This is a genomic window from Brevundimonas sp. (assembly GCF_041648615.1).
In the GTDB taxonomy this organism is placed as follows: Bacteria; Pseudomonadota; Alphaproteobacteria; order Caulobacterales; family Caulobacteraceae; genus Brevundimonas.
On the sequence record NZ_JBAZOS010000023.1, the window covers coordinates 27,750 to 49,748 of the forward strand.

The 21,999-nt window shown below is 69.7% G+C and carries 27 protein-coding genes; 8 read left to right on the top strand and 19 right to left on the bottom strand.

Annotation, left to right across the window (positions count from 1 at the left end; genetic code table 11):
* Window positions 1–22 precede the first annotated feature (22 nt).
* Together WC555_RS09980 and mmcB are read left to right on the top strand one after the other, a co-directional pair.
* Entirely contained in the window at window positions 23–565 is a 543-nt protein-coding gene (locus tag WC555_RS09980) for a lipocalin family protein (RefSeq protein ID WP_373253262.1), read from the top strand.
* Window positions 566–617: 52 nt separating this feature from the next.
* On the top strand, window positions 618–1,088 hold the full coding sequence (gene mmcB, locus WC555_RS09985) for a DNA repair putative endonuclease MmcB (protein WP_373253264.1): 471 nt from the start codon (window positions 618–620) through the stop codon (window positions 1,086–1,088).
* On the opposite strand, the gene WC555_RS09990 is transcribed toward mmcB, so the two are convergent.
* From WC555_RS09990 to rph, 6 genes are all read right to left on the bottom strand, one after another.
* Window positions 1,073–1,543, bottom strand: coding sequence for a COG3650 family protein (locus WC555_RS09990; protein ID WP_373253265.1), 471 nt, complete (start codon window positions 1,541–1,543; stop codon window positions 1,073–1,075). The two genes, mmcB and WC555_RS09990, sit on opposite strands and share 16 nt — an antisense overlap.
* Before the next feature lie 85 nt (window positions 1,544–1,628).
* Window positions 1,629–1,778 (bottom strand): CorA family divalent cation transporter, encoded by a 150-nt coding sequence (locus tag WC555_RS09995; protein ID WP_373253266.1) that lies wholly within the window; start codon window positions 1,776–1,778, stop codon window positions 1,629–1,631.
* Between the two features lie 72 nt (window positions 1,779–1,850).
* Complete coding sequence (locus tag WC555_RS10000) at window positions 1,851–2,375, bottom strand: CHAP domain-containing protein (RefSeq protein WP_373253267.1); 525 nt, start codon at window positions 2,373–2,375, stop codon at window positions 1,851–1,853.
* A 34-nt stretch (window positions 2,376–2,409) separates the two neighbouring features.
* Window positions 2,410–3,552 carry an acyltransferase family protein gene (locus WC555_RS10005; protein ID WP_373253268.1) on the bottom strand — a complete coding sequence of 381 codons (1,143 nt, stop codon included), beginning with the start codon at window positions 3,550–3,552 and terminating at the stop codon, window positions 2,410–2,412.
* Window positions 3,553–3,608: 56 nt separating this feature from the next.
* Window positions 3,609–3,974, bottom strand: coding sequence for a hypothetical protein (locus WC555_RS10010; RefSeq protein ID WP_373253270.1), 366 nt, complete (start codon window positions 3,972–3,974; stop codon window positions 3,609–3,611).
* 76 nt (window positions 3,975–4,050) lie between these two features.
* On the bottom strand, window positions 4,051–4,767 hold the full coding sequence (gene rph, locus WC555_RS10015) for a ribonuclease PH (protein WP_373253272.1): 717 nt from the start codon (window positions 4,765–4,767) through the stop codon (window positions 4,051–4,053).
* 182 nt (window positions 4,768–4,949) lie between these two features.
* Here rph and hrcA point away from each other — a divergent pair, with 182 nt between their 5' ends.
* The gene (gene hrcA, locus WC555_RS10020) at window positions 4,950–6,008 is read left to right on the top strand and encodes a heat-inducible transcriptional repressor HrcA (protein ID WP_373253295.1); all 1,059 of its coding nucleotides are present in this window, start codon (window positions 4,950–4,952) and stop codon (window positions 6,006–6,008) included.
* A 47-nt stretch (window positions 6,009–6,055) separates the two neighbouring features.
* Entirely contained in the window at window positions 6,056–6,637 is a 582-nt protein-coding gene (gene grpE / locus WC555_RS10025; RefSeq protein WP_373253297.1) for a nucleotide exchange factor GrpE, read from the top strand.
* On the opposite strand, the gene WC555_RS10030 is transcribed toward grpE, so the two are convergent.
* The 3 genes from WC555_RS10030 to WC555_RS10040 form a co-directional block, all read right to left on the bottom strand.
* Window positions 6,634–7,539 carry a dienelactone hydrolase family protein gene (locus WC555_RS10030; protein WP_373253273.1) on the bottom strand — a complete coding sequence of 302 codons (906 nt, stop codon included), beginning with the start codon at window positions 7,537–7,539 and terminating at the stop codon, window positions 6,634–6,636. The two genes, grpE and WC555_RS10030, sit on opposite strands and share 4 nt — an antisense overlap.
* A gap of 58 nt (window positions 7,540–7,597) precedes the next feature.
* A complete protein-coding gene (locus WC555_RS10035) occupies window positions 7,598–8,233 on the bottom strand; it encodes an alpha-ketoglutarate-dependent dioxygenase AlkB (protein ID WP_373253274.1) in 636 nt (211 codons plus the stop codon).
* 86 nt (window positions 8,234–8,319) lie between these two features.
* Window positions 8,320–8,730, bottom strand: coding sequence for a hypothetical protein (locus tag WC555_RS10040; protein ID WP_373253275.1), 411 nt, complete (start codon window positions 8,728–8,730; stop codon window positions 8,320–8,322).
* Between the two features lie 305 nt (window positions 8,731–9,035).
* Between WC555_RS10040 and dnaK the strand changes: the two genes are divergently transcribed.
* The 3 genes from dnaK (at window position 9,036) to dapB (ending at window position 13,126) form a co-directional block, all read left to right on the top strand.
* Complete coding sequence (dnaK, locus tag WC555_RS10045; RefSeq protein ID WP_373253276.1) at window positions 9,036–10,949, top strand: molecular chaperone DnaK; 1,914 nt, start codon at window positions 9,036–9,038, stop codon at window positions 10,947–10,949.
* Between the two features lie 172 nt (window positions 10,950–11,121).
* Window positions 11,122–12,303: a molecular chaperone DnaJ gene (dnaJ, locus tag WC555_RS10050; RefSeq protein WP_373253278.1), complete on the top strand. Its 1,182-nt coding sequence runs from the start codon at window positions 11,122–11,124 to the stop codon at window positions 12,301–12,303.
* Between the two features lie 73 nt (window positions 12,304–12,376).
* The gene (gene dapB, locus WC555_RS10055) at window positions 12,377–13,126 is read left to right on the top strand and encodes a 4-hydroxy-tetrahydrodipicolinate reductase (protein WP_373253279.1); all 750 of its coding nucleotides are present in this window, start codon (window positions 12,377–12,379) and stop codon (window positions 13,124–13,126) included.
* A 54-nt stretch (window positions 13,127–13,180) separates the two neighbouring features.
* On the opposite strand, the gene WC555_RS10060 is transcribed toward dapB, so the two are convergent.
* The 3 genes from WC555_RS10060 to coaBC form a co-directional block, all read right to left on the bottom strand.
* Window positions 13,181–13,543 (bottom strand): hypothetical protein, encoded by a 363-nt coding sequence (locus WC555_RS10060; RefSeq protein WP_373253281.1) that lies wholly within the window; start codon window positions 13,541–13,543, stop codon window positions 13,181–13,183.
* A 72-nt stretch (window positions 13,544–13,615) separates the two neighbouring features.
* A complete protein-coding gene (dut, locus tag WC555_RS10065) occupies window positions 13,616–14,065 on the bottom strand; it encodes a dUTP diphosphatase (RefSeq protein WP_373253282.1) in 450 nt (149 codons plus the stop codon).
* 163 nt (window positions 14,066–14,228) lie between these two features.
* On the bottom strand, window positions 14,229–15,467 hold the full coding sequence (gene coaBC, locus WC555_RS10070; RefSeq protein ID WP_373253298.1) for a bifunctional phosphopantothenoylcysteine decarboxylase/phosphopantothenate--cysteine ligase CoaBC: 1,239 nt from the start codon (window positions 15,465–15,467) through the stop codon (window positions 14,229–14,231).
* Window positions 15,468–15,590: 123 nt separating this feature from the next.
* Between coaBC and WC555_RS10075 the strand changes: the two genes are divergently transcribed.
* On the top strand, window positions 15,591–16,109 hold the full coding sequence (locus WC555_RS10075; RefSeq protein WP_373253284.1) for an S-type pyocin family protein: 519 nt from the start codon (window positions 15,591–15,593) through the stop codon (window positions 16,107–16,109).
* Between the two features lie 28 nt (window positions 16,110–16,137).
* Here the strand turns inward: WC555_RS10075 and WC555_RS10080 are convergent, their stop codons facing one another.
* The 7 genes from WC555_RS10080 to WC555_RS10110 all read right to left on the bottom strand — a co-directional run.
* A complete protein-coding gene (locus WC555_RS10080) occupies window positions 16,138–16,554 on the bottom strand; it encodes a helix-turn-helix domain-containing protein (protein WP_373253285.1) in 417 nt (138 codons plus the stop codon).
* A 169-nt stretch (window positions 16,555–16,723) separates the two neighbouring features.
* Window positions 16,724–18,346: an apolipoprotein N-acyltransferase gene (gene lnt / locus WC555_RS10085; protein ID WP_373253286.1), complete on the bottom strand. Its 1,623-nt coding sequence runs from the start codon at window positions 18,344–18,346 to the stop codon at window positions 16,724–16,726.
* Entirely contained in the window at window positions 18,321–18,782 is a 462-nt protein-coding gene (gene ybeY, locus WC555_RS10090) for an rRNA maturation RNase YbeY (protein WP_373253288.1), read from the bottom strand. The genes lnt and ybeY overlap by 26 nt, the downstream gene beginning before the upstream one ends.
* A complete protein-coding gene (locus tag WC555_RS10095; protein WP_373253289.1) occupies window positions 18,779–19,789 on the bottom strand; it encodes a PhoH family protein in 1,011 nt (336 codons plus the stop codon). Before WC555_RS10095 ends, ybeY begins: the two co-directional genes overlap by 4 nt.
* The gene (gene miaB / locus WC555_RS10100) at window positions 19,779–21,230 is read right to left on the bottom strand and encodes a tRNA (N6-isopentenyl adenosine(37)-C2)-methylthiotransferase MiaB (RefSeq protein WP_373253290.1); all 1,452 of its coding nucleotides are present in this window, start codon (window positions 21,228–21,230) and stop codon (window positions 19,779–19,781) included. Before miaB ends, WC555_RS10095 begins: the two co-directional genes overlap by 11 nt.
* A gap of 51 nt (window positions 21,231–21,281) precedes the next feature.
* Window positions 21,282–21,782, bottom strand: a complete 501-nt coding sequence (locus tag WC555_RS10105; protein ID WP_373253292.1) for a Fur family transcriptional regulator — start codon at window positions 21,780–21,782, stop codon at window positions 21,282–21,284.
* A gap of 27 nt (window positions 21,783–21,809) precedes the next feature.
* Window positions 21,810–21,999, bottom strand: a 190-nt coding sequence (locus WC555_RS10110) for a GNAT family N-acetyltransferase (RefSeq protein ID WP_373253293.1), incomplete at its 5' end; no start/stop codon positions are given.

The window sequence follows — 21,999 nt, forward strand, 5'->3', positions numbered from 1 at the left end:
CCAGTCACGCGAAGGACGCTCCATGACCCCGAACCGTTCGACCGGTTTCGCCGCCGCCCTGTCGGCCTGCGCGGCGTTGACCGCCCTGTCCTCGACCGCCGAAGCCCGGCCGCGCGTCGTCAATCTGGACCAGTTCGACGGCCGCTGGTTCGAGATCGCGCGCAGTCCGAACGACGTGCAGAAGGACTGTCGCCGCGCCCGGATCGATTTCAATCCGCAGACCCGGGCCGATCGCTACAGCGTCGTTGTGACCTGCACCCGCCGCGACGACGACCGCGTCGAGGTCCTGCGCGCCAACGCCCGCGTCACCGATCCGGGGACCAACACCCGCTTCCGTTTCACCCTGACCGGCCTGCTCGGCGTCGGCGGCCTGGCGGGGCAGAACTACTGGGTCCAGGACCATGCGCCGGATTACAGCTGGGCGATCCTGGCCCTGCCGAACAAGTCGGACTGGTGGGTCTGGCATCGCAGCCAGAGCCCGTCGGAGGCCGAGCGCGCCCGGGTGCTGACCCGCGCCCGCGCCCTGGGGCTCGACACCGCCGGCGTGGTCCACACCGGCCGCTGACCCCGGCGGGCTCCGGCTTGAAATCGGAACACAAGCGGAACATAAGTCGGGAATGTCCGCCGCCGCCGTGCACATAGAGCTGGTCTTCAGCCGCCCGGAGACGACCCTGTCGGTCACCCGGGGCGCGGCGCGGCTGATGGTCGACCTGGGCTATGCGCCGCTGCTGGAGGTGGGCCTGCCCAACGGCCGGCGCGCCGACGTCATGGCCTTGGGGCCGCGCGGCGACATCGTCATCTGCGAGGTCAAGTCGGGGCTCGACGACTATCGCGTCGACCGCAAATGGGGCGAGTACGGCCCCTTCTGCGACGCCTTCTACTTTGCGGTGGCGCCCGAGTTTCCGTCGGACATCCTGCCCGACCATCCGGGCCTGATCGTCGCCGACGGCTTCGGCGGAGCGGTGGTGCGCGACGCGCCCCTGGCCCCCTTGGCGCCGGCCCGGCGCAAGGCCCTGACCATCGCCTTCGCCCGCCTCGGCGCCCTGCGAACCCTGCGCCACGACCCGACCGGTCAGGCCGGCGGCTGAGCCTTGTCGACCACCAGCCCGCTCTCGCCCGACGTCATGATGGCCGAGGTGGAGGCGGCGCAGCCGCTCAGGCCGGTTTCCCCGATCCGGACCATGGCCGTCAGCGGATAGGTGCGGTCGCTCATTCCATCCGAGCATTCGGTGGCGACGAGGGTGATGCTGAACGTCAGTCCGGCCGCGGTCTTCGACTCCAGGGTCGCCGTGGTGCCCTGGATGACCGGTTGCGGTTGCGGCGCGCGGTGTTCGGGCGGCTCGGGGCTCGTATAGACCATCTCGGTCCCGGTCAGTTCGACGCTCCAGAACGGCTCGGTTCCCAGGGCCCGCACGGGCCGGCCCAGGTCCACCCCGGCCAGCATCGTCGCCGGCTTGGCGGCCGGCGGGGCGGCCGCGGGCTCCCCGCCCTGCGAACAGGCCGACAGGGCGAGGACGGAAACGGCGAGAGCGATCGGACGCATGGGGGACTCCGGATATGGGCGCAAAAAGCGCGGCGCGGACGTCCCGGTCAAGTCCGGAGCGTCAGAGCCGGCCCTTCCGCTTGAATCAGGCCGGCGGCGGCATGACCGACACCACCACGGCCGCCAGGGCGGCCGAATAGCCCCGGGGATTGGACCACTCCGGCATGAAGTCGAAATTCATGCCGTAGATCGAGGCGATCAGGGGCGGCGGCAGGATCCAGGTCGCCGGATCCATGGGCGGCTCGCCGTCGGAACGGCCCGCGCAGTGGACGCGGATGACGCCGGCCGACCGTTGGAGACTTGAGGCCTAGGGCTGGCCCGAAGGCGCGTCGGCCGAGGCCATGAGCACGCCTTCGACGGTCTGCGGCGGGGCTTTGTAGATGAAGCCGTAGGTCGGATAGACGGAGGTGCCCAGATCATGGATCGGGTTGTACCAGACCTTGACCGCGCTCCAGTCACCCGAGGGCGAAACGTCGACCACGGTGACGTTTTCCTCGACCTTGCCGCGGCTGCCGCCCCAGTTGGCGTGGGTCACGCGGATGACGCGGTCGGTCAGGATGTCGGAGACCACGGCCACATGGCCCCGGCTCATCCGGCCGCTGGGCTGGAAGGCCAGCACGGCGCCGGTCTCGGGCCGGCCGCCGGTGCGGAACTTGCCCTGGGCCTGACGCCACCAGGTCAGGGCGTCGCCGAAGATGTTGATGCCCGAAAACATGCGGGCGAAGGTCACGCACTGCCAGTAGGGCTCATCGGCCTTCGCGACGGGCGCATAGCCCAGCGCAGAAAATCCGAGGGTCGCCGCAACCGCGGCGGCTGTGAGCCGTTTCATCATGCTGGCGTGTGTCCCGACTGCCGAAGACCAAGCCTTAGACGATAGTTTTCGTGGGTTGAAGAACCCTTTCAGGCGAATCCGTGTGCGGTTTTGTCGCAGTTCGCCGCGCCTGGCGCCGGTCGGCCAGACCCCTCAAAGCCTTGCGGGCCGGGCGTTCGACCAGGTGATAGGTCGCCATGGCCGCCACCGGGATCGCCGCGACCACCGCCAGCCACACAATGATGTGAAACCGCTTGTCGTCGGCTCCGGTCAGCCGCGCCGCGACATTGGTCATGACCAGCAGGACCGGCGCGCAGACCATGTAGATCGAATAGCTGATCTCCCCCAGATAGACCCCCGCCTTCGAGCCCATCAGGCCCGCCCGGGCGTTGTCCAGCGAGCCGAGGCCGAGGATCAGCCCGCCCGCCAGCAGGACGGTGACGGGGTCCCACAGACCCAGCGAGGCGCTGGCCAGCACGCCCAGGCCGCTGATCACGGCGACCGCACCGGCGTACGGGATCGGGGCGCGGCGATAGACCAGGTACAGGGCGCAGCCGAGCGCGAAACAGGGCACGATCCGGAGCGCGCCCCAGCGGAAGGTCGCCTCTGTCAGGGAGAAGCCCGCGAGCGGCTGAAAGGTCGCGTAGATCGCCAGCGCCAGCGCCACCGCGCCGATGACCGCCGCCACGGGCCGCTCCCGCATCCGCCAGGCGATGAAGGCGTAGAGCGGGAAGGTCAGATAGGCGAACCACTCCGCCGAGATCGACCAGGACGGATGGTTGAACGCCGCGGTCGGGGCCAGACCCCAGGCGTGGGTCATGGTCAGATGCGCCGGCAGGGACCGCCAGTCGGTCAGGCTGCCGTCGATGCTCAGGCCCGCGGCCGTGCCGGCGATCCCCAGGGCGACCATGCCGAACAGGGTGAGCAGATGCAGCGGATAGACCCGCGCGATCCGCGCCCACAGGAAGCCGCCGTATGAATAGCGTTTCCGCCCCGCGGCCTCGAGATAGACGTGGCTGAGGATGAAGCCCGACAGGACGAAGAAGACCTCGACGCCCAGATACCCCTTGGTCACGGCCACGGGGACCCAGCTGACGTCCAGATGCGGCCAGGCCGTATAGAGCACCACCCACAGGGCGGCGAGGAAGCGCAGACCCGTCAGGGCGCGCAGGTCGGGAGGGGTCTGGACGGGCGTCATGGCCGGCCAGACTGCCCGAGCAGCGTTGGAAAACGATTAAGCCCCGGCGAGAGGCCTCACGCCGCGCATTCCGCCGGCTTCGTCTCGCCGGGCGCATACATCTCGCAGGAGCGATCGATCTCGCCCTGGATCATGGCGCAGGGATTGGCCGAGTTGCAGGGCGGATGGGTGGCGGGGCTGACGGCGATGCAGCGCTGGACCAGCCGGGCCGAGGCGTCGGCGCCGATCTCGGACAGGCAGGAGACCGGTTCGCCGGTCGCGGCCGTCTGAGTCGGAACCTCTTCCTGCGGCGGCGCGTCGACCGGCATCTCGGGCGGCGGCGCATTCGCCGGAGCGGGTTCGGCTTCCGGCGTCGCGGCGGGCTGCTGACAGCCGCCGATCAGAAGGGCGAGTGTCGCAAGGGCGAGAACGGTCCGGCGCATCAGGCTCTCCGATCAGTCGCGAGGAGGGTCACCATAGGCATGGTTCGGCCCCCCGCGAAAGCCCGCCGGGCCGGGCTTACCGGCCCAGGGCGGCCCGCTGCAGGGCGAACAGGTCGGCGCAGCCGCCTTCGGCCAGCTGGAACAGCCGATCGAACTCGGCGCGGGAGAAGCCGCGCTTCTCGCCCGTGGCCTGGATCTCGACGATCGCTCCCGCGCCGGTCAGGACGAAGTTGGAATCCGCCTCGGCGGTGGAATCCTCCTCATAGTCGAGGTCCAGCACCGGCAGGTCGTTGCAGACGCCGCAAGAAACGGCCGCGACCTGGTCGAGAATGGGGTCGGTCTTCAGCACGCCCTCGGCGCGCAGATAGTCGAAGGCCGAGGCCATGGCGACCCAGGCCCCGGTGATCGCCGCCGTGCGGGTGCCGCCGTCGGCCTGGATGACGTCGCAGTCCAGCACCACCTGGCGCTCACCCAGCAGTTTCAGGTCGACCACCGCGCGCAGCGAGCGGCCGATCAGCCGCTGGATCTCCTGCGTCCGGCCGGTCTGTTTGCCGCTGGCGGCCTCGCGGCGGCCGCGGGTGTGGGTGGCGCGGGGCAGCATGCCGTATTCCGCCGTGACCCAGCCCGCGCCCTTGCCGCGCATCCAGCCGGGGACGGTCTCTTCCACCGAGGCCGTCACCAGCACCTTCGTATGGCCGAAGGCGACCAGGCACGAGCCCTCGGCGTAGCGGTTCACGCCGGTCTCGAGCGTGACGGCGCGGAGTTGTTCGGGCGTGCGTTCGGAGGGGCGCATACGGTATTCCTTGGAAGCGGCGGCTGGGGTGCTTATCCTGAAACCGTGACCCTGTCCCCAGCATCTTTGGCCCCCGCATCTTCGGTTCGCCTGCGTCCGGCCCCGCCTGACGACGCTTCGGCGCGCGCCGCGCGGGAAGGCCGGGCCAGGCCATGAAACCGCCCCTGCTGACCTCGACGGCGATGGAGACGGGCAGCCTGACCGGCCTTGACCAGCGCGCCCGCGACATCTTCCGCCGCATCGTCGAGACCTATCTGGAGACCGGTGATCCCGTCGGATCGCGCACCCTGTCGATGACCGGGGTGGCCCTGTCGCCCGCGTCGATCCGCAACACCATGCAGGACCTGACCCTGGCCGGCCTGCTGGGCGCGCCGCACACTTCGGCGGGCCGGATCCCCACCCACGCCGGCCTGCGCCTGTTCGTCGACGGCCTGCTGGAGATCGGCGACATCGGCGCCGAGGAGCGGCGCGAGATCGACGCCCGCCTCGCAGGGCGCGGCCGCAGTTTCGAGGAGGCGCTGAACGAGGCCTCCAGCCTGCTGTCCGGCCTCGCCGGCGGGGCCAGCATCGTCGCCAGCCCGGTGCGCGAGGCGGGGGTCAAACATGTCGAGTTCGTCGCCCTCGGCCACGATCAGGCCCTGGCCGTGCTGGTCGGGGACGACGGCTCGGTCGAGAACCGGCTGATGCCGCTCAAGGCCGGGGTCACCCCCTCGACCCTGACCGAGGCCTCAAACTTCCTCAACGCCCGGCTCAAGGGCCGTCCCCTGCACGAGGCGCGCACCGAGATGCGCACCGAACTGGACGCCGCCCGCCGCGAGCTGAACGCCGCCGCCGCCCGCCTGGTCGAGGACGGCATGGCCGCCTGGTCCGGCGGGGCCGAGCGCGAACGGTCGCTGATCGTGCGCGGCCGCGCCAATCTGCTGCACGACCGCGAGACGGCCGAGGATCTGGAGAAGGTCCGCATCCTGTTCGACGATCTGGAGCAGAAGGAGCAGCTGATCGGCCTGCTGGACGGGGTGTCCACGGCCCAGGGCGTGCGCATCTTCATCGGCGCCGAAACGCGGTTGTTCTCACTTTCGGGTTCCGCCGTGATCGCGGCGCCCTATATGACGGGCCGACAGCGGGTTCTGGGCGCCATCGGCGTGATCGGACCCGCGCGACTGAACTATGCCCGCATCATACCGTTGGTGGACTACACCGCCCGGGTGCTGGGGCGAATGCTGGACGGACAAGAGCCTTGAGCGACACACACGACGACTTCCCCCACTCCGAAGAGCTGGCCGCCGACATCGCGGAGGCCGAGGCCAACGCCGAGGCCGGCCTTGACGACGGCCTGGGCCCCATCGACGCCCTGATCGCCGAGCGCGACCAGTGGAAGGACCGCGCCCTGCGCGCCGTCGCCGAGGCCGAGAACACGAAAAAGCGCGCCGAGACCCAGTCCAACGACGCCCGCGCCTACGCCATCCAGCGTTTCGCCCGCGACCTGCTGGGCGTGGCCGACAACCTCGAGCGGGCGCTGCAGGCGGCTCCGAAAGACGCCGACGCCGGAGAGGCCGGCCTGGTCACGGGTCTGGAGCTGACCCAGAAGTCCCTGCTGTCGGCCTTCGAGGCCAACAATCTGAAACGCGTCGCCCCCGAGCCGGGCGAGCCCTTCGACCCCCATCTGCATCAGGCCATGATGGAACAGCCGTCCGACACGGTTCAGGGCGGTCAGGTGATCCAGACGCTTCAGGCCGGCTACGCCCTGTTCGGCCGCACCGTGCGCCCGGCCATGGTGGTCGTCGCCGCCAAGGGCTCCGGCGCCGCGGCCGGAAACGCCGCCTATGCGGCGGCGAGCGCGACCGGCGGCAATTTCGACGGCAAGGCCTAGGCTTTCAGCCGGGCCTCGAACAGGGCCAGCAGCTTGCTCCACCCATCCGCGGCGTCGGCGGCGCGATAGCTGTCGCGGTAATCGGCGTGGAAGCCGTGCGGCGCGGCCGGATAGACGTCGATCCGGCTGTCCGTCTGGCCCGCCCGCTGCAGGGCCGCGCGCATGGTCTCGACGCTGGGCAGGGGAATGCCCCGGTCCGCCTCGCCGTACAGGCCCAGCACGGGCGCCTTCAAATCGGCGGCCAGATCGACCGGCCACGGCTGGCCGGCCGCCGTCTGTTCCGGCGTGGCGTTGGCCGCCGGGGCCAGACGGCCGTACCAGGCCACGCCGGCGTCGATGGCGGCGAAACGGGCCGCCGCCTGCCACACCACCTTGCCGCCCCAGCAGAAGCCGGTGATCCCGACCTTGTCGGTATTGGCCCACAGCTGCGAACTGGCCCAATCGAGGGTGGCGGCGATATCGCCCATGACCTGTTCATAGCCGACCGCGGCCACGATCTGCTGGATGCGCGTCATGTCCGACAGCGGCGCCGGATCCTCGACCCGCACGAAGAAGGCCGGGGCGATGGCCGCATAGCCGGCTTTCGCCAGCCGGCGGCAGACGTCGCGGATGTATTCGTGGACGCCGAAGATCTCCGACACCACCACCACCACCGGGAACGGCCCGTCGCCGGCCGGCCGGGCGATGTAAGCAGGCAGGGCGAAGCCGTCGGGCGCCGGATAGGTCGTTTCCTCCAGCGTCAGACCGTCGTCGCCGGTGGTGATCGGCGCCGCCTGCCGCGCCAGGGCCGCGGGGGCGTAGCCGGCGAAGGCCAGGCCGCCGACGACGCCGGTCGCCAGGGCGCGGCGACTGAAGCGGAAATCATCGGCCTCGGGGCCTTCGGGGCGGATCAGGTTCGTCATCGGCGGCCTCCGGCTCTGGAAAGGCCGGACCTTGGCGCGGCCCCGTCCGAGCGTCCATTCACGTTTGCTGTGAAGCTGGCGCAGCCCGGCGCAGGGTCAGGTTGATGCGCCCGCCGCCCGGAACGAGGGTCGATGAGCCGGCGATGACCCGGTCGATCCCGTGCCGCGCCAGCCTCGCCGGCCCGGTCAGGGCGCAGACGTCCCCCGACGCGAGCCGGAACGTCTTCGTCGGCCCGCCGCCCGCCGCGCCGATGCGGAACATGGCGGCGTCGCCCAGCGAGACCGACAACACCGGCGCCGTCATCTCGGCCTCGTCCCGGTCCTGATGCAGGCCCATCTTCGCCCCTTCGCGGTACAGATTGACCAGACAGGCGTCCGGCGGCGGTTCCGCCCCCGTCAGATCGCGCCACAGGTCCAGCAGGAGCCGCGGAATGGGCGGCCAGGCCTCGCCGGTTCCCGGATGCGTCGCCTGGTACCGGTAGCCCCCCCGGTCCGACACCCAGCCCAGCGGCCCCAGACTGGTCATACGCACCGAAAAGGGCCGCCCGCCGGGCGTCACCGGCCGGTAAAACGGCGCGACCGCCTCGGCCGCCAGCACCTCGGCCAGCAGGCCGGCCTGTTCGGACGCGGAAAGGGCTCCCGGCCAGAACCGGAAGCCCTCCATTCCCGTATCGATCTCAAGGCGCGCGGACATCAGCGCAGTTTAAACCCATGCCCCCGCGCTCAAGTAGCGCGAAGCGCGATAGCGCCCCAAAACAGAGCGCTGAGGCGCTTCGCGCCTCAGCGCGTGTAATAATAATCCGCGATCTCGCAGACGTTGATGTTGTTGCGGATCAGGCTCTGGCCGTTGGTGAATTCGGCCTTGAAGTCGAACAGGCAGGCGCCGGTGCCGTCGTCGATGTTCATCACGATGCTGGCGTTGTTGGCCAGGACGTCGTCGCCCAGGATGTCTTCCTCCCAGTCGTCCCGGCTCGTGTTCGACGCATAGAAGCGCAGCATGACCCAGCCGGTGTTGTTGTGGATGCGGACGCGGCGGTTGCGGCCGTCGCGCGACTGCACCGGCGCGGAGGCGGCGGCGGGCGTGACGACGGCGGCCCGTTCGGGCGCGGCCACGGTGACGGCGGCCGCCGCGGTCGAGGCCAGGGCCGCCAGCACCAGGGCGGCGCGGGCGACGGTCTTGCGGACGTTCATATCGGTTTCTCCCCGGACACCGGCCCCCCCGGCCGGCCAACGTCCCATTAACTACACCAATGTTCGGTGAAATCATCCCTTCAGTTGAAGCGGCGAATCTTCGCCCCGGGGCGTTTGGGACTTGCGGCAGGGGGGGTGTTTCCCATATCGGCCTCAACCGCTGTAAATCCCCGCAGTTCGTGGGGCTTTGCGGCCGGACCGTACCAACCGACCTCAAGACCCCGACACCGGGGGCGGTCACGCGCGGCGCTTCGCTTTAAAAGGCCGCCGCACCGCCCGCTGAAAATGGAGTGAAAGACCAACACATGGCCAAGATCATCGGCATCGACCTGGGCACCACCAACTCGTGCGTGGCCGTCATGGACGGCAAGAATCCCAAGGTCATCGAGAACGCCGAGGGCAACCGCACCACGCCCTCCGTCATCGCCATCCAGGAGGGCGGCGAAACCCTCGTGGGTCAGCCCGCGCGCCGTCAGGCCGTGACCAATCCGACCAACACCTTCTTCGCCATCAAGCGCCTGATCGGCCGCTCGTTCGACGACCCCGTGGTCGCCAAGGACAAGAAGATGGTGCCCTATGAGATCGTCAAGGGCCCGACCGGCGACGCCTGGGTGCGCGCCAACGGCAAGGACTATTCGCCCCAGCAGATCTCGGCCTTCACCCTCGGCAAGATGAAGGAGGCCGCTGAGGCCTATCTCGGCGAGACCGTGACCCAGGCCGTCATCACCGTCCCGGCCTATTTCAACGACGCCCAGCGTCAGGCGACCAAGGACGCCGGCAAGATCGCCGGCCTCGAGGTGCTGCGCATCATCAACGAGCCGACTGCGGCCGCCCTGGCCTATGGGCTGGACAAGAACGACGGCCAGAAGATCGCCGTCTATGACCTCGGCGGCGGCACCTTCGACGTCTCGATCCTCGAGATCGGCGACGGCGTGTTCGAGGTGAAGTCGACCAACGGCGACACCTTCCTCGGCGGCGAGGACTTCGACCTGCGCCTGGTCGACTACCTGGCCGACGAGTTCAAGAAGGAGCAGGGCGTCGACCTGCGCTCCGACAAACTGGCCCTGCAGCGCCTCAAGGAAGAGGCCGAGAAGGCCAAGAAGGAGCTCAGCTCCACGACCCAGTACGAGGTCAATCTGCCGTTCATCACCATGAACGCCTCGGGCCCGCTGCACCTCAACATCAAGCTGTCGCGCGCCAAGCTGGAAGCCCTCGTCGACGACCTGGTCCAGCGCACCATCGAGCCGTGCGCCAAGGCCCTGAAGGACGCCGGCATGAAGGCGTCGGACATCGACGAAGTGGTCCTCGTCGGCGGCATGACGCGCATGCCGATGGTCCAGGAAGCCGTGAAGAAATTCTTCGGCAAGGAGCCGCACAAGGGCGTCAACCCCGATGAAGTCGTGGCGCTCGGCGCCGCGGTCCAAGCGGGCGTGCTGCAGGGCGACGTCAAGGACGTGCTGCTGCTGGACGTGACCCCGCTGACCCTCGGCATCGAGACCCTGGGCGGCGTCTTCACCCCGCTGATCGAACGCAACACGACGATCCCGACCAAGAAGAGCCAGGTCTTCTCGACCGCCGACGACAACCAGTCGGCCGTGACGATCCGGGTCTTCCAGGGCGAGCGTCCCATGGCCGCCGACAACAAGGTGCTGGGCCAGTTCGACCTGATGGGCATTCCCCCGGCGCCGCGCGGCATGCCCCAGATCGAGGTCGCCTTCGACATCGACGCCAACGGCATCGTTCACGTCACCGCCAAGGACAAGGCGACCAACAAGGAACAGTCGATCCGCATCCAGGCCAACGGCGGCCTTTCGGACGCCGACATCGACAAGATGGTCAAGGAAGCCGAGGCCAACGCCGCGACCGACAAGGCGAAGAAGGAAATGGTCGAGGCGGTCAACGCCGCCGACAGCCTGATCCACTCGACCGAAAAAGCCATGGCCGAGCACGGCGACAAGGTCGGGGCCGAAGAGAAGACCGCGATCGAAACCGCCCTCGCCGAACTGAAGACGGCCAAGGACGGCACGGATCCGGAAGACATCCGGACGAAGACCAACACCCTGGTCCAGGCCTCGATGAAGCTGGGCGAGGCCATGTACGCCTCGCAACAGGGCGCCGGCGACGACGCCTCGGCTGAAGCCCCCGCCGACGACGGCGTGGTCGACGCCGAGTTCGAGGAAGTCGCGCCCGACGGCGACGACGAAAAGAAGAGCGCGTAAGCCACACCGGCTCCGCGATCACCCCGGCCCCGCTTGTCTGATGACGGGCGGGGCCGTTTCATGAACTTGCATCATTTTACCGGGCGCCCATGTCAGCCCGGTCAGCCGTTTCGGTCTTTCCCGCCCGGCAAGAGGCGCGGACCGTCGGCAAGGGTAAGAGGACGAACGCCTGATGGCGACGCGTGACTATTACGAGATTCTCGAGGTCGAACGGACCATCGACGCCGCCGGCCTGAAGGCGGCCTATCGCAAGCTGGCCATGAAGCATCACCCCGACAAGAACGGCGGGTGTGAGGACGCCATGGCGCGCTTCAAGGAAATCTCCGAAGCCTATTCCGTCCTGTCGGACGACCAGAAACGCGCCGCCTACGACCGCTTCGGCCACGCCGGGGTCAACGGCGGCGGCGGCGGGTTCGGGGGTCAGGGCCAGGGCTTCACCGACGTCAACGACATCTTCTCCCAGGTCTTCGGCGAGGCGTTCGGCGACGTCTTCGGCGGCCGCACCGGCGGCGGCGCCCGCCAGCACGGCCCGCGCCGCGGCTCGGACCTGCGCTACGATCTCGAGATCACGCTGGAGCAGGCCTACAAGGGCGCCGACGTCGAGATCGCCGTCCCCACCACCGCCACCTGCGACACCTGCGAAGGCACGGGGGCCAAGGCCGGCACCAAGCCGACCACCTGCACCACCTGCCAGGGGGCGGGCCGGGTCCGCTCCGCCAACGGCTTCTTCCAGGTCGAACGCACCTGCCCCCGCTGCGGCGGCCACGGCCAGATGATCGCCGAGCCCTGCACCAGCTGCGCCGGCCACGGCCAGGTGCGCAAGAACCGCATGCTGCAGCTCAAGGTCCCCGCCGGGGTCGACGACGGCTCGCGCATCCGCCTGTCAGGTGAAGGCGACGCCGGCCAGCGCGGCGGTCCGCGCGGCGACCTCTATGTCTTCCTCTCGGTGACGCCGCACGAACTGTTCGAGCGCGACAACCTCGACCTGCTGGTCACCGTCCCCGTGCCGATGACCACGGCGGCCCTCGGCGGCGAGATCGACGCACCCTGCCTGACGTCCGAGGCCTGCGATGGCCGCTGCCGCGCGCCGGTCAGCGTCCCCGCCGGCGCCCAGACCGGCAAGACCGTCCGCATCAAGGGCAAGGGCATGCCCCATCTGAACGGCAAGAACCGCGGCGATCTGGTGGTCGAACTGTTCGTCGAGACCCCGACCGACCTGACGGCGCACCAGAAGGAGCTGCTGCAGGAACTGGCCGCCTCCCTCGGTGAAAGCCAGACCCCGCGCAACTCGTCCTTCGCCGGCAAGGCCAAACGGTTCTGGGCCGACATCCTGGGTTCGGAAACGCCGCAATAGCGTCCGCCGGTCGGTCCGGGATGACGGTCCGGGATAAACCCTTCACAATGCGACGAATGGTTCGGGGGCTTTCATGAGCGTCATCTTCCACGCGGGCATCTCGGGCGCGCGCGGCCGCATGGGCCGGGCCGTATCGACGGTGCTGGACGAGCGCGAGGACGTGGTGGTCGCGGCCCGCTTCGACCGCGGCGAGACGCCCGACCTGTCGCTGTGCGACGTCATCATCGACTTCTCGACGCCCGAGGCCTCGGTCGAACTGGCCCGGGCCTGCGCCGAGCGCGGCGGTCCGGCCCTCGTCATCGGCTCGACCGGCCTGACGCCCGAGCAGGAGACCGACATCCACAAGGCGTCGGAAAAGATCGCCATCGTTCGCAGCGGGAACTTCTCCCTGGGCGTCAACATCCTGATCGGCCTCGTCGAACACGCGGCCCAGCGGCTGGACCCGCGCGACTGGGACATCGAGGTCCTGGAGGCGCATCACCGCAAGAAGGCCGACGCCCCCTCGGGCACCGCCCTGATGCTGGGCGAGGCCGCCGCCAACGGCCGCGGGGTGGACCTGGCCGACGTCCGCACCGCCCCTTACGACGGCATCACCGGCGAGCGCACGCCCGGCAAGATCGGCTTCGCCTCGCTGCGGGCCGGCGGCGTCATCGGCGAGCACACCGTCCTGTTCGCCTCCGAGGACGAGACGCTGACGCTCAGCCATTCGGCCATCGACCGGTCCCTGTTCGCCCGCGGCGCCGTCGCCGCCGCCGCCTGGGTCCGCAGCCGCAAGCCCGGCCTCTACGACATGCAGGACGTGCTGGGCTTCAGGCAGGCGTAGGGCGGGGATTGAGGCCCGGGCCTCAAGTAGCCCGAAGGGCGATAGGCCCTGGTATCAGTGCGCGTGCCGGCGCCGGCCGTGGCCGCCGGTGAACAGCAACTTGATGAAGAACATCACGGCGATCACCACGGCGAAGCCGAGGAACAGAGCCAGCACGGTCATCCAGAAGCCCAGCGTCAGCAGCGGCGGCATCACGAAGGCGCCGCCGTCCAGCAGCGGGCGCAGCAGGCCCACCAGGATGAAGACGAGGGCGGCCCCCAGCGACGTGGACCAGAGCCGGCTCCAGGCGGGCATCATGACGGTGGCGATCACCGCGATGACCAGGCCCGTGACCTGATTGATGGTGTCGAACCCGCCCTGGGCCAGGCCGAACAGGCCGGTCAGAAACGCGCCGATCGAATCGAACAGGGACTCCATACGCCAACCTCCTGGATACGGCCGAGCTTGGCCGGAAGCAGGGTTAACGCACCCCGGGCCGAATGGCTCCGCTTAACGTCCGGTCGAGCCGAAACCGCCCGCGCCGCGCGCCGTTTCGTCCAGCCCTCCGACCTCCATCATCTCGGCCTGCGCATAGCGGGCGATGACCATCTGGGCGATGCGCTCGCCGCGCTGGATCACGAACGACTCCTGCCCGTGGTTGATCAGGATCACCCCCACCTCGCCGCGATAGTCGCTGTCGATGGTGCCCGGCGAGTTCAGACAGGTGATCCCGTGCTTGAGCGCCAGACCCGACCGCGGCCGCACCTGGGCTTCAAAACCGGGCTCCAGTGCGATCTTGAGGCCTGTGGGCACGAGGGTCCGCGCGCCCGGCGCCAGGATGACCGGCAGGTTCTCGTCAATGGCCGCCCGAAGGTCCATCCCCGCAGAGCCCGAGGTCTCATAGGCGGGCAGCGGCAGGCCTTCAGCGTGCGGCAGGCGTTCGATCCGGACGGTCGTCATGGGTGAGCTGGCTTCATTCGAGCGGATAAGGCGGGAGATCGCCTCCGCGATCCATACCGCGCCGCTCATTGCTGCGATGCCTTGCCCTGTTCACTGGCGGAGAACCTCCAGTGGAGAAGGCACGGGTGACCGGGGAAAGCTCGGTGGAGAACGTGTGGACAGATCAGACGAAATGATCGGCGATCCGGGCGGCCAGCTTCCTCGCCACCTCGGTCTTCGACTGGCGCGGCCAGCTCTCTGCGTTTCCGTCCTTCGTGAACAGGGTCACCGTGTTGCCGTCCGCCCCGAACACATCGTCGGACACGTCATTGCCGACGATCCAGTCGCAGCCCTTGCGCGACAGCTTGGCCCGGGCGTTGGCCTCCAGGTCGGTGGTCTCGGCCGCGAAGCCGACGACCAGTTTCGGCCGCCGCTGGCCCGGCGCCGACACGCCGGCCAGAATGTCGGGATTCTCGATCAGGGCCAGCGAGGGCGGCCCGCCCGGCGCCTTCTTGATCTTGCCCGAGGCCACGCCGTCCACCCGCCAGTCGGCCACGGCGGCGCTCATCACCGCGATGTCGGCCGGCCCGTCTGTCGTATTCAGGGCCGCCTCGACCGCGGCCTTCATCTCGCGCGCCGTCTCGACCCAGACCCGCTCGACCCCGACGGGCGCGGCCAGGGCCACCGGCCCCGACACCAGCGTCACCTGCGCGCCGAGTTGCGCCAGCGCCCCGGCGATCGCATAGCCCTGCTTGCCGCTGGACCGGTTGGTCAGGCCGCGCACGGGGTCGATCGGCTCGAAGGTCGGACCGGCGGTCACCACCGCCTTGCGGCCCGCCAGCGGACGCCCGTCCTGTCCGGCCAGCAGGCCCTCGATCGCGTCCATGATGGCCGCCGGCTCGGCCATCCGGCCGGGGCCGAACTCGCCGCAGGCCATCTCGCCCTCGTCGGGCCCGACCACAGCAGCGCCATGGAAGCCGTCGAAACCCTTCAGCCGCGCCATGTTCGCCTGCACCGCCGGATGCAGCCACATCCGCACATTCATCGCCGGGGCCAGCAGCACCCGCTTGTCCGTGGCCAGCAGAGTCGTCGAGGCCAGGTCTTCGGCCAGGCCGTTGGCCGCCTTGGCGATCAGCCCCGCCGTCGCCGGCGCCACCACGACCAGATCGGCCCAGCGCGACAGCTCGATATGGCCCATGGCCGTCTCGTCCTCGGGCATGAACAGGGCCTGGCGCACCGGACGGCCGGTCAGGGCGGCCAGCGACATCGGCGTCACGAACTCGGCCCCCGCCGCCGTCAGCACGCTCATGACCTCGGCCCCGGCCTTCCTCAGCAGACGCGTCAGGGCCAGCGCCTTGTAGGCGGCGATGCCGCCGCCGACGATCAGCAGGATCTTGCGTCCGGACAGGGCGGGGCTGGTCATGCCGGTCATCTAGCCATCCGGGCGTCCGGCGTCGAGGGAGGCGCGCCGAAAACGGAACATTGCGCGAACACAGGACCTGTGGTTATGCTCAAGCCCAAGAGTTTCAACCCTTGGGAGGATAGAATGATCTCCAGGCTCTGGATCGTGGCCGCGATGGCCGCGGTGGCGGGCGTTTCCGCTTGCGGCAATGGCGGTTCGGCCGTCGAGACGCGCGATCGCGCGGCGGACGGGGGCGAAGCGGTGCTGACCGCGGCCTCGGGCGCGCCCGCGACAACCGCCGCCGCGGACCCCGCGATCGAGGCGGTCAAGCCGGTCCTCACCGCCAATCGGCGCGAGACGGTGGACGCCAAGGTCACGCGGCTGTTCGAGCGTAACGGAGCGGATTTCGGATCGCGCACGCCGCAGGACTATCTGGCGAAGATCCAGGCCTTCACGACCCGGCCGCCGGCGGGCACGGACCGGGTCAAACGGCCGAATGGCGACGTGCTGCTGTATCAGGCCTCGACCAACACCTTCGCGGTGGTGTCGCGCGACGGCGTGCCCAAGACCATGTTCAAACCACGCGAGGGCGCGGCCTACTGGGCCGAACAAAAGGACCGCGCGCCGACCTTCGGTCAGAGGCGGGCGTCATCGGATCAATAAGGCGGACGGCGGTCCGGCGGACGCGGCGTCAGGCCTCGTCCGTCTCCTTGCGGTCGGCCATGTCGCGCATCAGCTCCAGGGCCAGCTTCTGCTGGCGGCTGGACAGCTGGGGCGCCAGGCGGCCGATTTCGATGGTGTAGCGCGTGGCCGGAAAGTCGTGCTCGTAAGCCGCCGCGCCCTCGGCCACACCCGCCATCTGGGCCCCGGTCAGGCCTTCGAAGAAATAGCCGATGTCGACCTTGAAGAATCGCGCGATATCCCAAAGCTTGGAGGCGGAAATCCGGTTCGCCCCCTTCTCGTACTTCTGGATCTGCTGGAAGGTCAGGCCCAGGGCCCGGCCAAGGTCACTCTGGTTGTAGCCAAGCGCCAACCGCTTCTCGCACACGCGCCGGCCGACATGCCGGTCCACGGGATGAGGGCCGTCTTCGCCCTTGCCTCTCGCCATCGTTACTCGTCCTTCGGTTGGTACCGTAAAGCCTGAATGCGCCCGGCTTTGCGCCCTGTCATCAAAAAATGCAAAAAGTCCCGCGCCACGCCCAGCCTTGGTTGAGTAACGGGTTCCAGGCCTCGCGTGACGCGGGAAAACTCGCCTGAAAGACGAAACGCCGCGGATGTCAGGCGGGCAATTCACGCCGACGCAACCAGCTCCAGGGCGCCGCCAGAGCCAGGCCGGCCAGCACCGCCAGCCAGAACAACAGGTCCCCTAACCGGCCATAGGGCGTCACCCCCACGGGTCGCGGCAGGCGGGCGTCGATGACCCCGCTCTCGCCCGGATCCAGACGCTGGTCGCCGACGATCCGGCCCCACGGATCGATCATGGCCGAAACCCCGGTCGGCGTGGACCGGACCACCGGCAGGCCCGTCTCGATGGCCCGATAGCTGGCCAGATTCAGGTGCTGCAGCGGCCCCGAGGTGCGCCCGAACCAGGCGTCGTTCGAGATGTTGACGATCCATCCCGGCCGCCCCCCGCCGCCGGGGGTGAAGCCGGGATAGAGGCTCTCGTAGCAGATCAGCGGCTGGGCCCGCGGCGCGCCCGGGATCTCGATCGGCGCCGGCACGGGTCCGGGGCTGAAATCGGTCGGCATATGCGTCAGGCTGCGCACGCCCAGCGCCCCCATCAGCCCCCCCGCCGGCAGGTATTCGCCGAACGGCACCAGCCGGTATTTGTCATAGGTGGCGGTGATGCGCAGGCCGCCGGCGCCCTCGTCGGTCAGCACGAACAGGCTGTTGAAATAGCGGCCGCCCCCGGGCGCCGCCGGATCGGGCACGCCCCGGCCCAGGCCCATGATCAGACTCTGGCCCGGCTGCACCGCGCGCGCGATCGCCTCGGCGTCGGCCGAGCCGGGCGCGAACACCTGATTGGCCGAGGCCGGCAGCGCCCCTTCGGGCCAGATGACCAGGTCGGGCGTCATCGCCCCGGCGTGACCCGTCAGATTGACGTAGCGGTCCACGATCCCCTGATAGGCCTCGGGGGTCCATTTGGATTCCTGCGGCACATCCGCCTGGACGATGCGGACCACCGTGTCGGTCAGCTCGAGCCGCGCCTGCGACAGTCTCACGGCTCCGCCGATCACAAGGGCGCCCAGCGCCGCCGCGCCCAGAACCGCCGCGCCGATCCGGGCCTTGCGCGATCCCGCGCCCAGCAGGGGGCCGAAGGCCGCCGCCCCCGCCACGGTGACGAAGCCCAGGCCGTAGACGCCGACCACCGCCGCGAACTGGGACGCCGCCGAGCCGGCCCTCCAGCTGGCCCCGGCCGGATTCCACGGAAAGCCGGTCAGCACATGGCCGCGCAGCCATTCCAGCAGGCAGAACAGGGCGGCGAAGACCAGCACCCGGCGGACGCCGTCGGGCCGGAAGCGGCGGTACAGGGCCGTCGCCGTCCCCCAGAACAGGCCCAGGCCGATCGGCAGCAGGCTGGCGGCGAACGGCGCCATCCAGGCCTGGGCCGGGTTGACGAGGAAGGCCTCGGCCACCCACCAGCAGCTGATGAAGAAATAGGCGAAGCCGGCCAGCCAGCCCATCCAGAAGGCCCCGCGCGCGCCGACCGACCGCTCGGCCAGGAACATCAGCAGGGCGTAGCCCAGCAGGCCGGGCAGGACGCCGAACGGCGGATGCGCCAGGGCCGCCGCGGCGCCCGCCGCCAGCGCCAGGCCGATGCGGCCGAAGCGCAGGATCAGCCGCGCCCCCGGACCGTCTTCGGGGCCGTCGTTCTCAAGCGTCGCCGTGGGATGGGTCATCGCGCCTGTATGGGTCGGCGACGCCCAGGCTGGCAAGAATGGATCGCTCCTCGCCCTCCATCGCCTCGGCCTCGTCATCGGCCTCATGGTCGCGGCCCAGCAGATGCAGGACGCCATGCACGGTCAGATGGCTGAGATGATCGGCCATCGTCTTGCCCTGCGTCTTCGCCTCGGCCGCGCAGACGCCGAAGGCCAGCACCAGATCGCCCAGATGCGGCGCGGCGCTCTCCGCCGCCGGGAAGGACAGCACATTGGTCGGCCCGTCCTTGTGACGAAACCGGTGATTAAGTTCGCCAACCGCCGCGTCGTCGGTGAGCAGGATGACCAGGTCGCCTGTCGCCGACCCCAGGGCCGCCATGGCCGCCCGCTCGACCACCGCCGCCGCGCCGGGCAGGGCGTCGGTCCAGGCCGCGTCCTCGATCTCGACCTCGATCACGCCCCGGAATCCCGAAGGTCCGGGTCCTCGAGGTCGGCGGCGGGACGGCGGCTGGCGGCGTCGGCGTCATAGGCGCGCACGATCCGCTCGACCATGGCGTGACGCACCACGTCCTGGGCCTCGAACCGCTGCACCCCCACCCCCTTCACGTCCTCAAGGATGCGCAGGGCGTGCTTCAGGCCGGAATCGCGCGGGTTCAGCAGATCGACCTGCGACGGGTCGCCCGTCACCACCATGCGCGCGCCCTCGCCCAGCCGGGTCAGGACCATCTTCATCTGCAGCCGCGAGGTGTTCTGGGCCTCGTCGACGATGATGAAGGCGTGCGCCAGGGTGCGGCCGCGCATGAAGGCGATCGGCGCCGCCTCGATCTCGCCCTTGTCGCGCCGGCGGCGCACGTCATCGGGGCCGAGGATGTCGTTCAGCGCCTCCCAGATCGGGGCCAGATAGGGATCGACCTTCTCGTTCAGATCGCCCGGCAGAAAGCCCAGCTTCTCGCCCGCCTCGACGGCCGGGCGGGTGATCACAAGCCGGTCCACCTGCCCCCGCCGCAGCAGGGAGGCGCCGTAGGCCGCCGCGAGGAAGGTCTTGCCCGTACCCGCCGGGCCGACGCCGAAGGTCAGTTCGCAGCGGCTCAGCAGCGACAGATAGTTGGCCTGGGCCGCCGTCTTGGGCGCGATCGCCCCGCGCCGCCCGACCGGCAGGGCCACCGCGTCGGGGGCCACGCTCCCCTGCCCTGCCCGCGGCTGGGCTGTGGCGGCGCCGAGGGCCGTTCGCACATCGGCCTCGGTGATCTCGGCGCCCGTGTCGGCGCGTTTGACCAGGGTCTCGATGACCCGTTTCGCCTGCGACCGGTCACGGGCCGAGCCGTTGATCGACACCCCTCCGCCCGGCGTCTCGACCAGAACCTTGAAGCGGTCCTCGATCAGGGCCAGGTGCCGGCTGCCCGGACCGATGACGGCGTGCAGGGCCTCGTCGCCCAACGCCAGAAACTCACTCTCACGCGCCAATCTGTTGTTTCCCTGTCGCTCGACGCGCGGCGTCTCGCTGCTTGAGGGGCGTCGCCCCGTCATGAATGAGCCGGCCCTTCAGCGAATTCTGCTGGCCGTATTCGATCGCCACCGGAACGATCCGGCCGATCAGATGATCCGCGTCGTCGACGTGGACCGATTGCAGCCAGGGCGAACGGCCCACGGCCTGGCCCGGATGCCGGCCCGCCTTTTCGAACAGGACGCCGACCGTCCGGCCCGCCGTGTCCCTGTTGAACACCAGTTGCTGCTCCCCCAGCAGCGCCTGCAGGGCGTGCAGCCGCTCGCGCGATACGGTGACCGGAACCTGCCCCGCCATGGTCGCGGCCGGCGTGCCCGGGCGGGGCGAGTACATGAAGGCGAAGGCCGAGGCGTATCGGACCCGCCGCACCAGATCCATCGTCTCCTCGAAGTCCCGGTCCGTCTCGCCCGGGAAGCCGACGATGAAGTCCCCCGCCATGGCGATGTCGGGCCGGGCCGCGCGGATCCGCTCGACCAGGTCGAGATATTTCGCCCGCCCGTGCTTGCGGTTCATCAGCCTCAGAATCCGGTCCGACCCCGCCTGCACCGGCAGATGCAGCCACGGCATCAGGGCGTCCAGTTCGCCATGGGCGGCGATCAGGTCGTCCGACATGTCGTTGGGGTGGCTGGTCGTATAGCGGATGCGGTCCAGTCCGGGGATGTCGGCCAGCGCATACGCCAGCCGCGCAAGCGTCGACGGCATCCCGTCCGACCCCTCGCCGTCATAGGCGTTGACGTTCTGGCCCAGCAGGGTGACCTCGCGCACCCCCCGCGCCGCCAGTTCCCGCGCCTCGGCCAGCACCGCCGCCACCGGCCGCGACCATTCGGCCCCGCGCGTATAGGGCACGACGCAGAAGCTGCAGAATTTGTCGCATCCCTCCTGCACCGTCAGGAAGGCTGTCGGCCCGTCGACGCCGCGCGCCGCCGGCAGGGCGTCGAACTTGTCGACCGGGGCGAAGTCGGCCCCGATCCGCTCGCCCCGCGCCCGCGCGGTGCGGGTCAGCAGCTCGGGCAGCTGGTGATAGGCCTGCGGCCCCACCACGATGTCCACCGCCGGCTGCCGGCGCATGATCTCCTCGCCCTCGGCCTGGGCGACGCAGCCGGCCACGGCGATGGTCATGCGCGGCCGGCCGGCGGCGAGGCCCAGGTCCCGCATCTCGCGCAGCTTGCCGAGTTCCGAATAGACCTTCTCGGCCGCCTTCTCGCGGATATGGCAGGTGTTCAGAATGACGAAGTCCGCGCCCTCGGCCGTATCCGTCACGGCATAGCCCAGCGGCCGCAGCACATCCGCCATGCGCTCGGAGTCATAGACGTTCATCTGGCAGCCGTAGGTCTTGATGAACAGCCGCTTCGGCGCGGCCTGTCCGTCCGACGCGCCCGGCGGGACGAGGGTCTCGGTCATGCCGCGACTTTTACTGCGGGCCGGCGCGACGCGCCATGCCCCGCAGCCGCGTCAGCCCTTGTCCAGATCGGCGGGATCGATGTCGGCCGGGTCGATCCGCGCCGCGTGACGCTTGAAGATCAGCCCCTCGCGCTTGGACGGTTCCGCCCCCTCGATCGCCTTGCCGTAGAGCTCCAGCTTGTGGCCGATCAGCTCATACCCCAGCCGCTCGGCGATCTCGCTCTTCAACCGCTCGATCTCGGCGTCGAAGAATTCGATCACCTCGCCCGACCGGGTGTCGATCAGGTGGTCGTGGTGATCGTCCCCCGCCTCTTCATAGCGGCTGCGCCCGTCGCCGAAGTCATGTTTCTCGACCACGCCCGCCTCTTCGAACAGGCGCACGGTGCGATAGACGGTGGCGATCGAGATATGGGGGTCGATGGCCGAGGCGCGGCGGTACAGCTCCTCGACATCCGGATGATCCTCGGCGCTCGACAGCACGCGCGCGATGACGCGGCGCTGTTCGGTCATTCGCATGCCGCGGTCGGCGCAGAGTTTTTCGATCCGGTCCATGGCCGCAGGATAGGCGGGCCGCCCGACTTATGGAAGCCGTGCAGGGAGGTCGAGAGCCAGCAACAGGGCGTCGCGCCGCGAACCGTCGGCGCGGGCGTAGTAGCGGGGTCGCCGCCCGGCCTCGCTGAAGCCCGCGCGGCCATAGAGGGCGCGCGCCGCCTCATTGTCCTCGGCCACCTCGAGGAACAGCCGCCGCGCCCCCCGCGCCGCCGCCTCT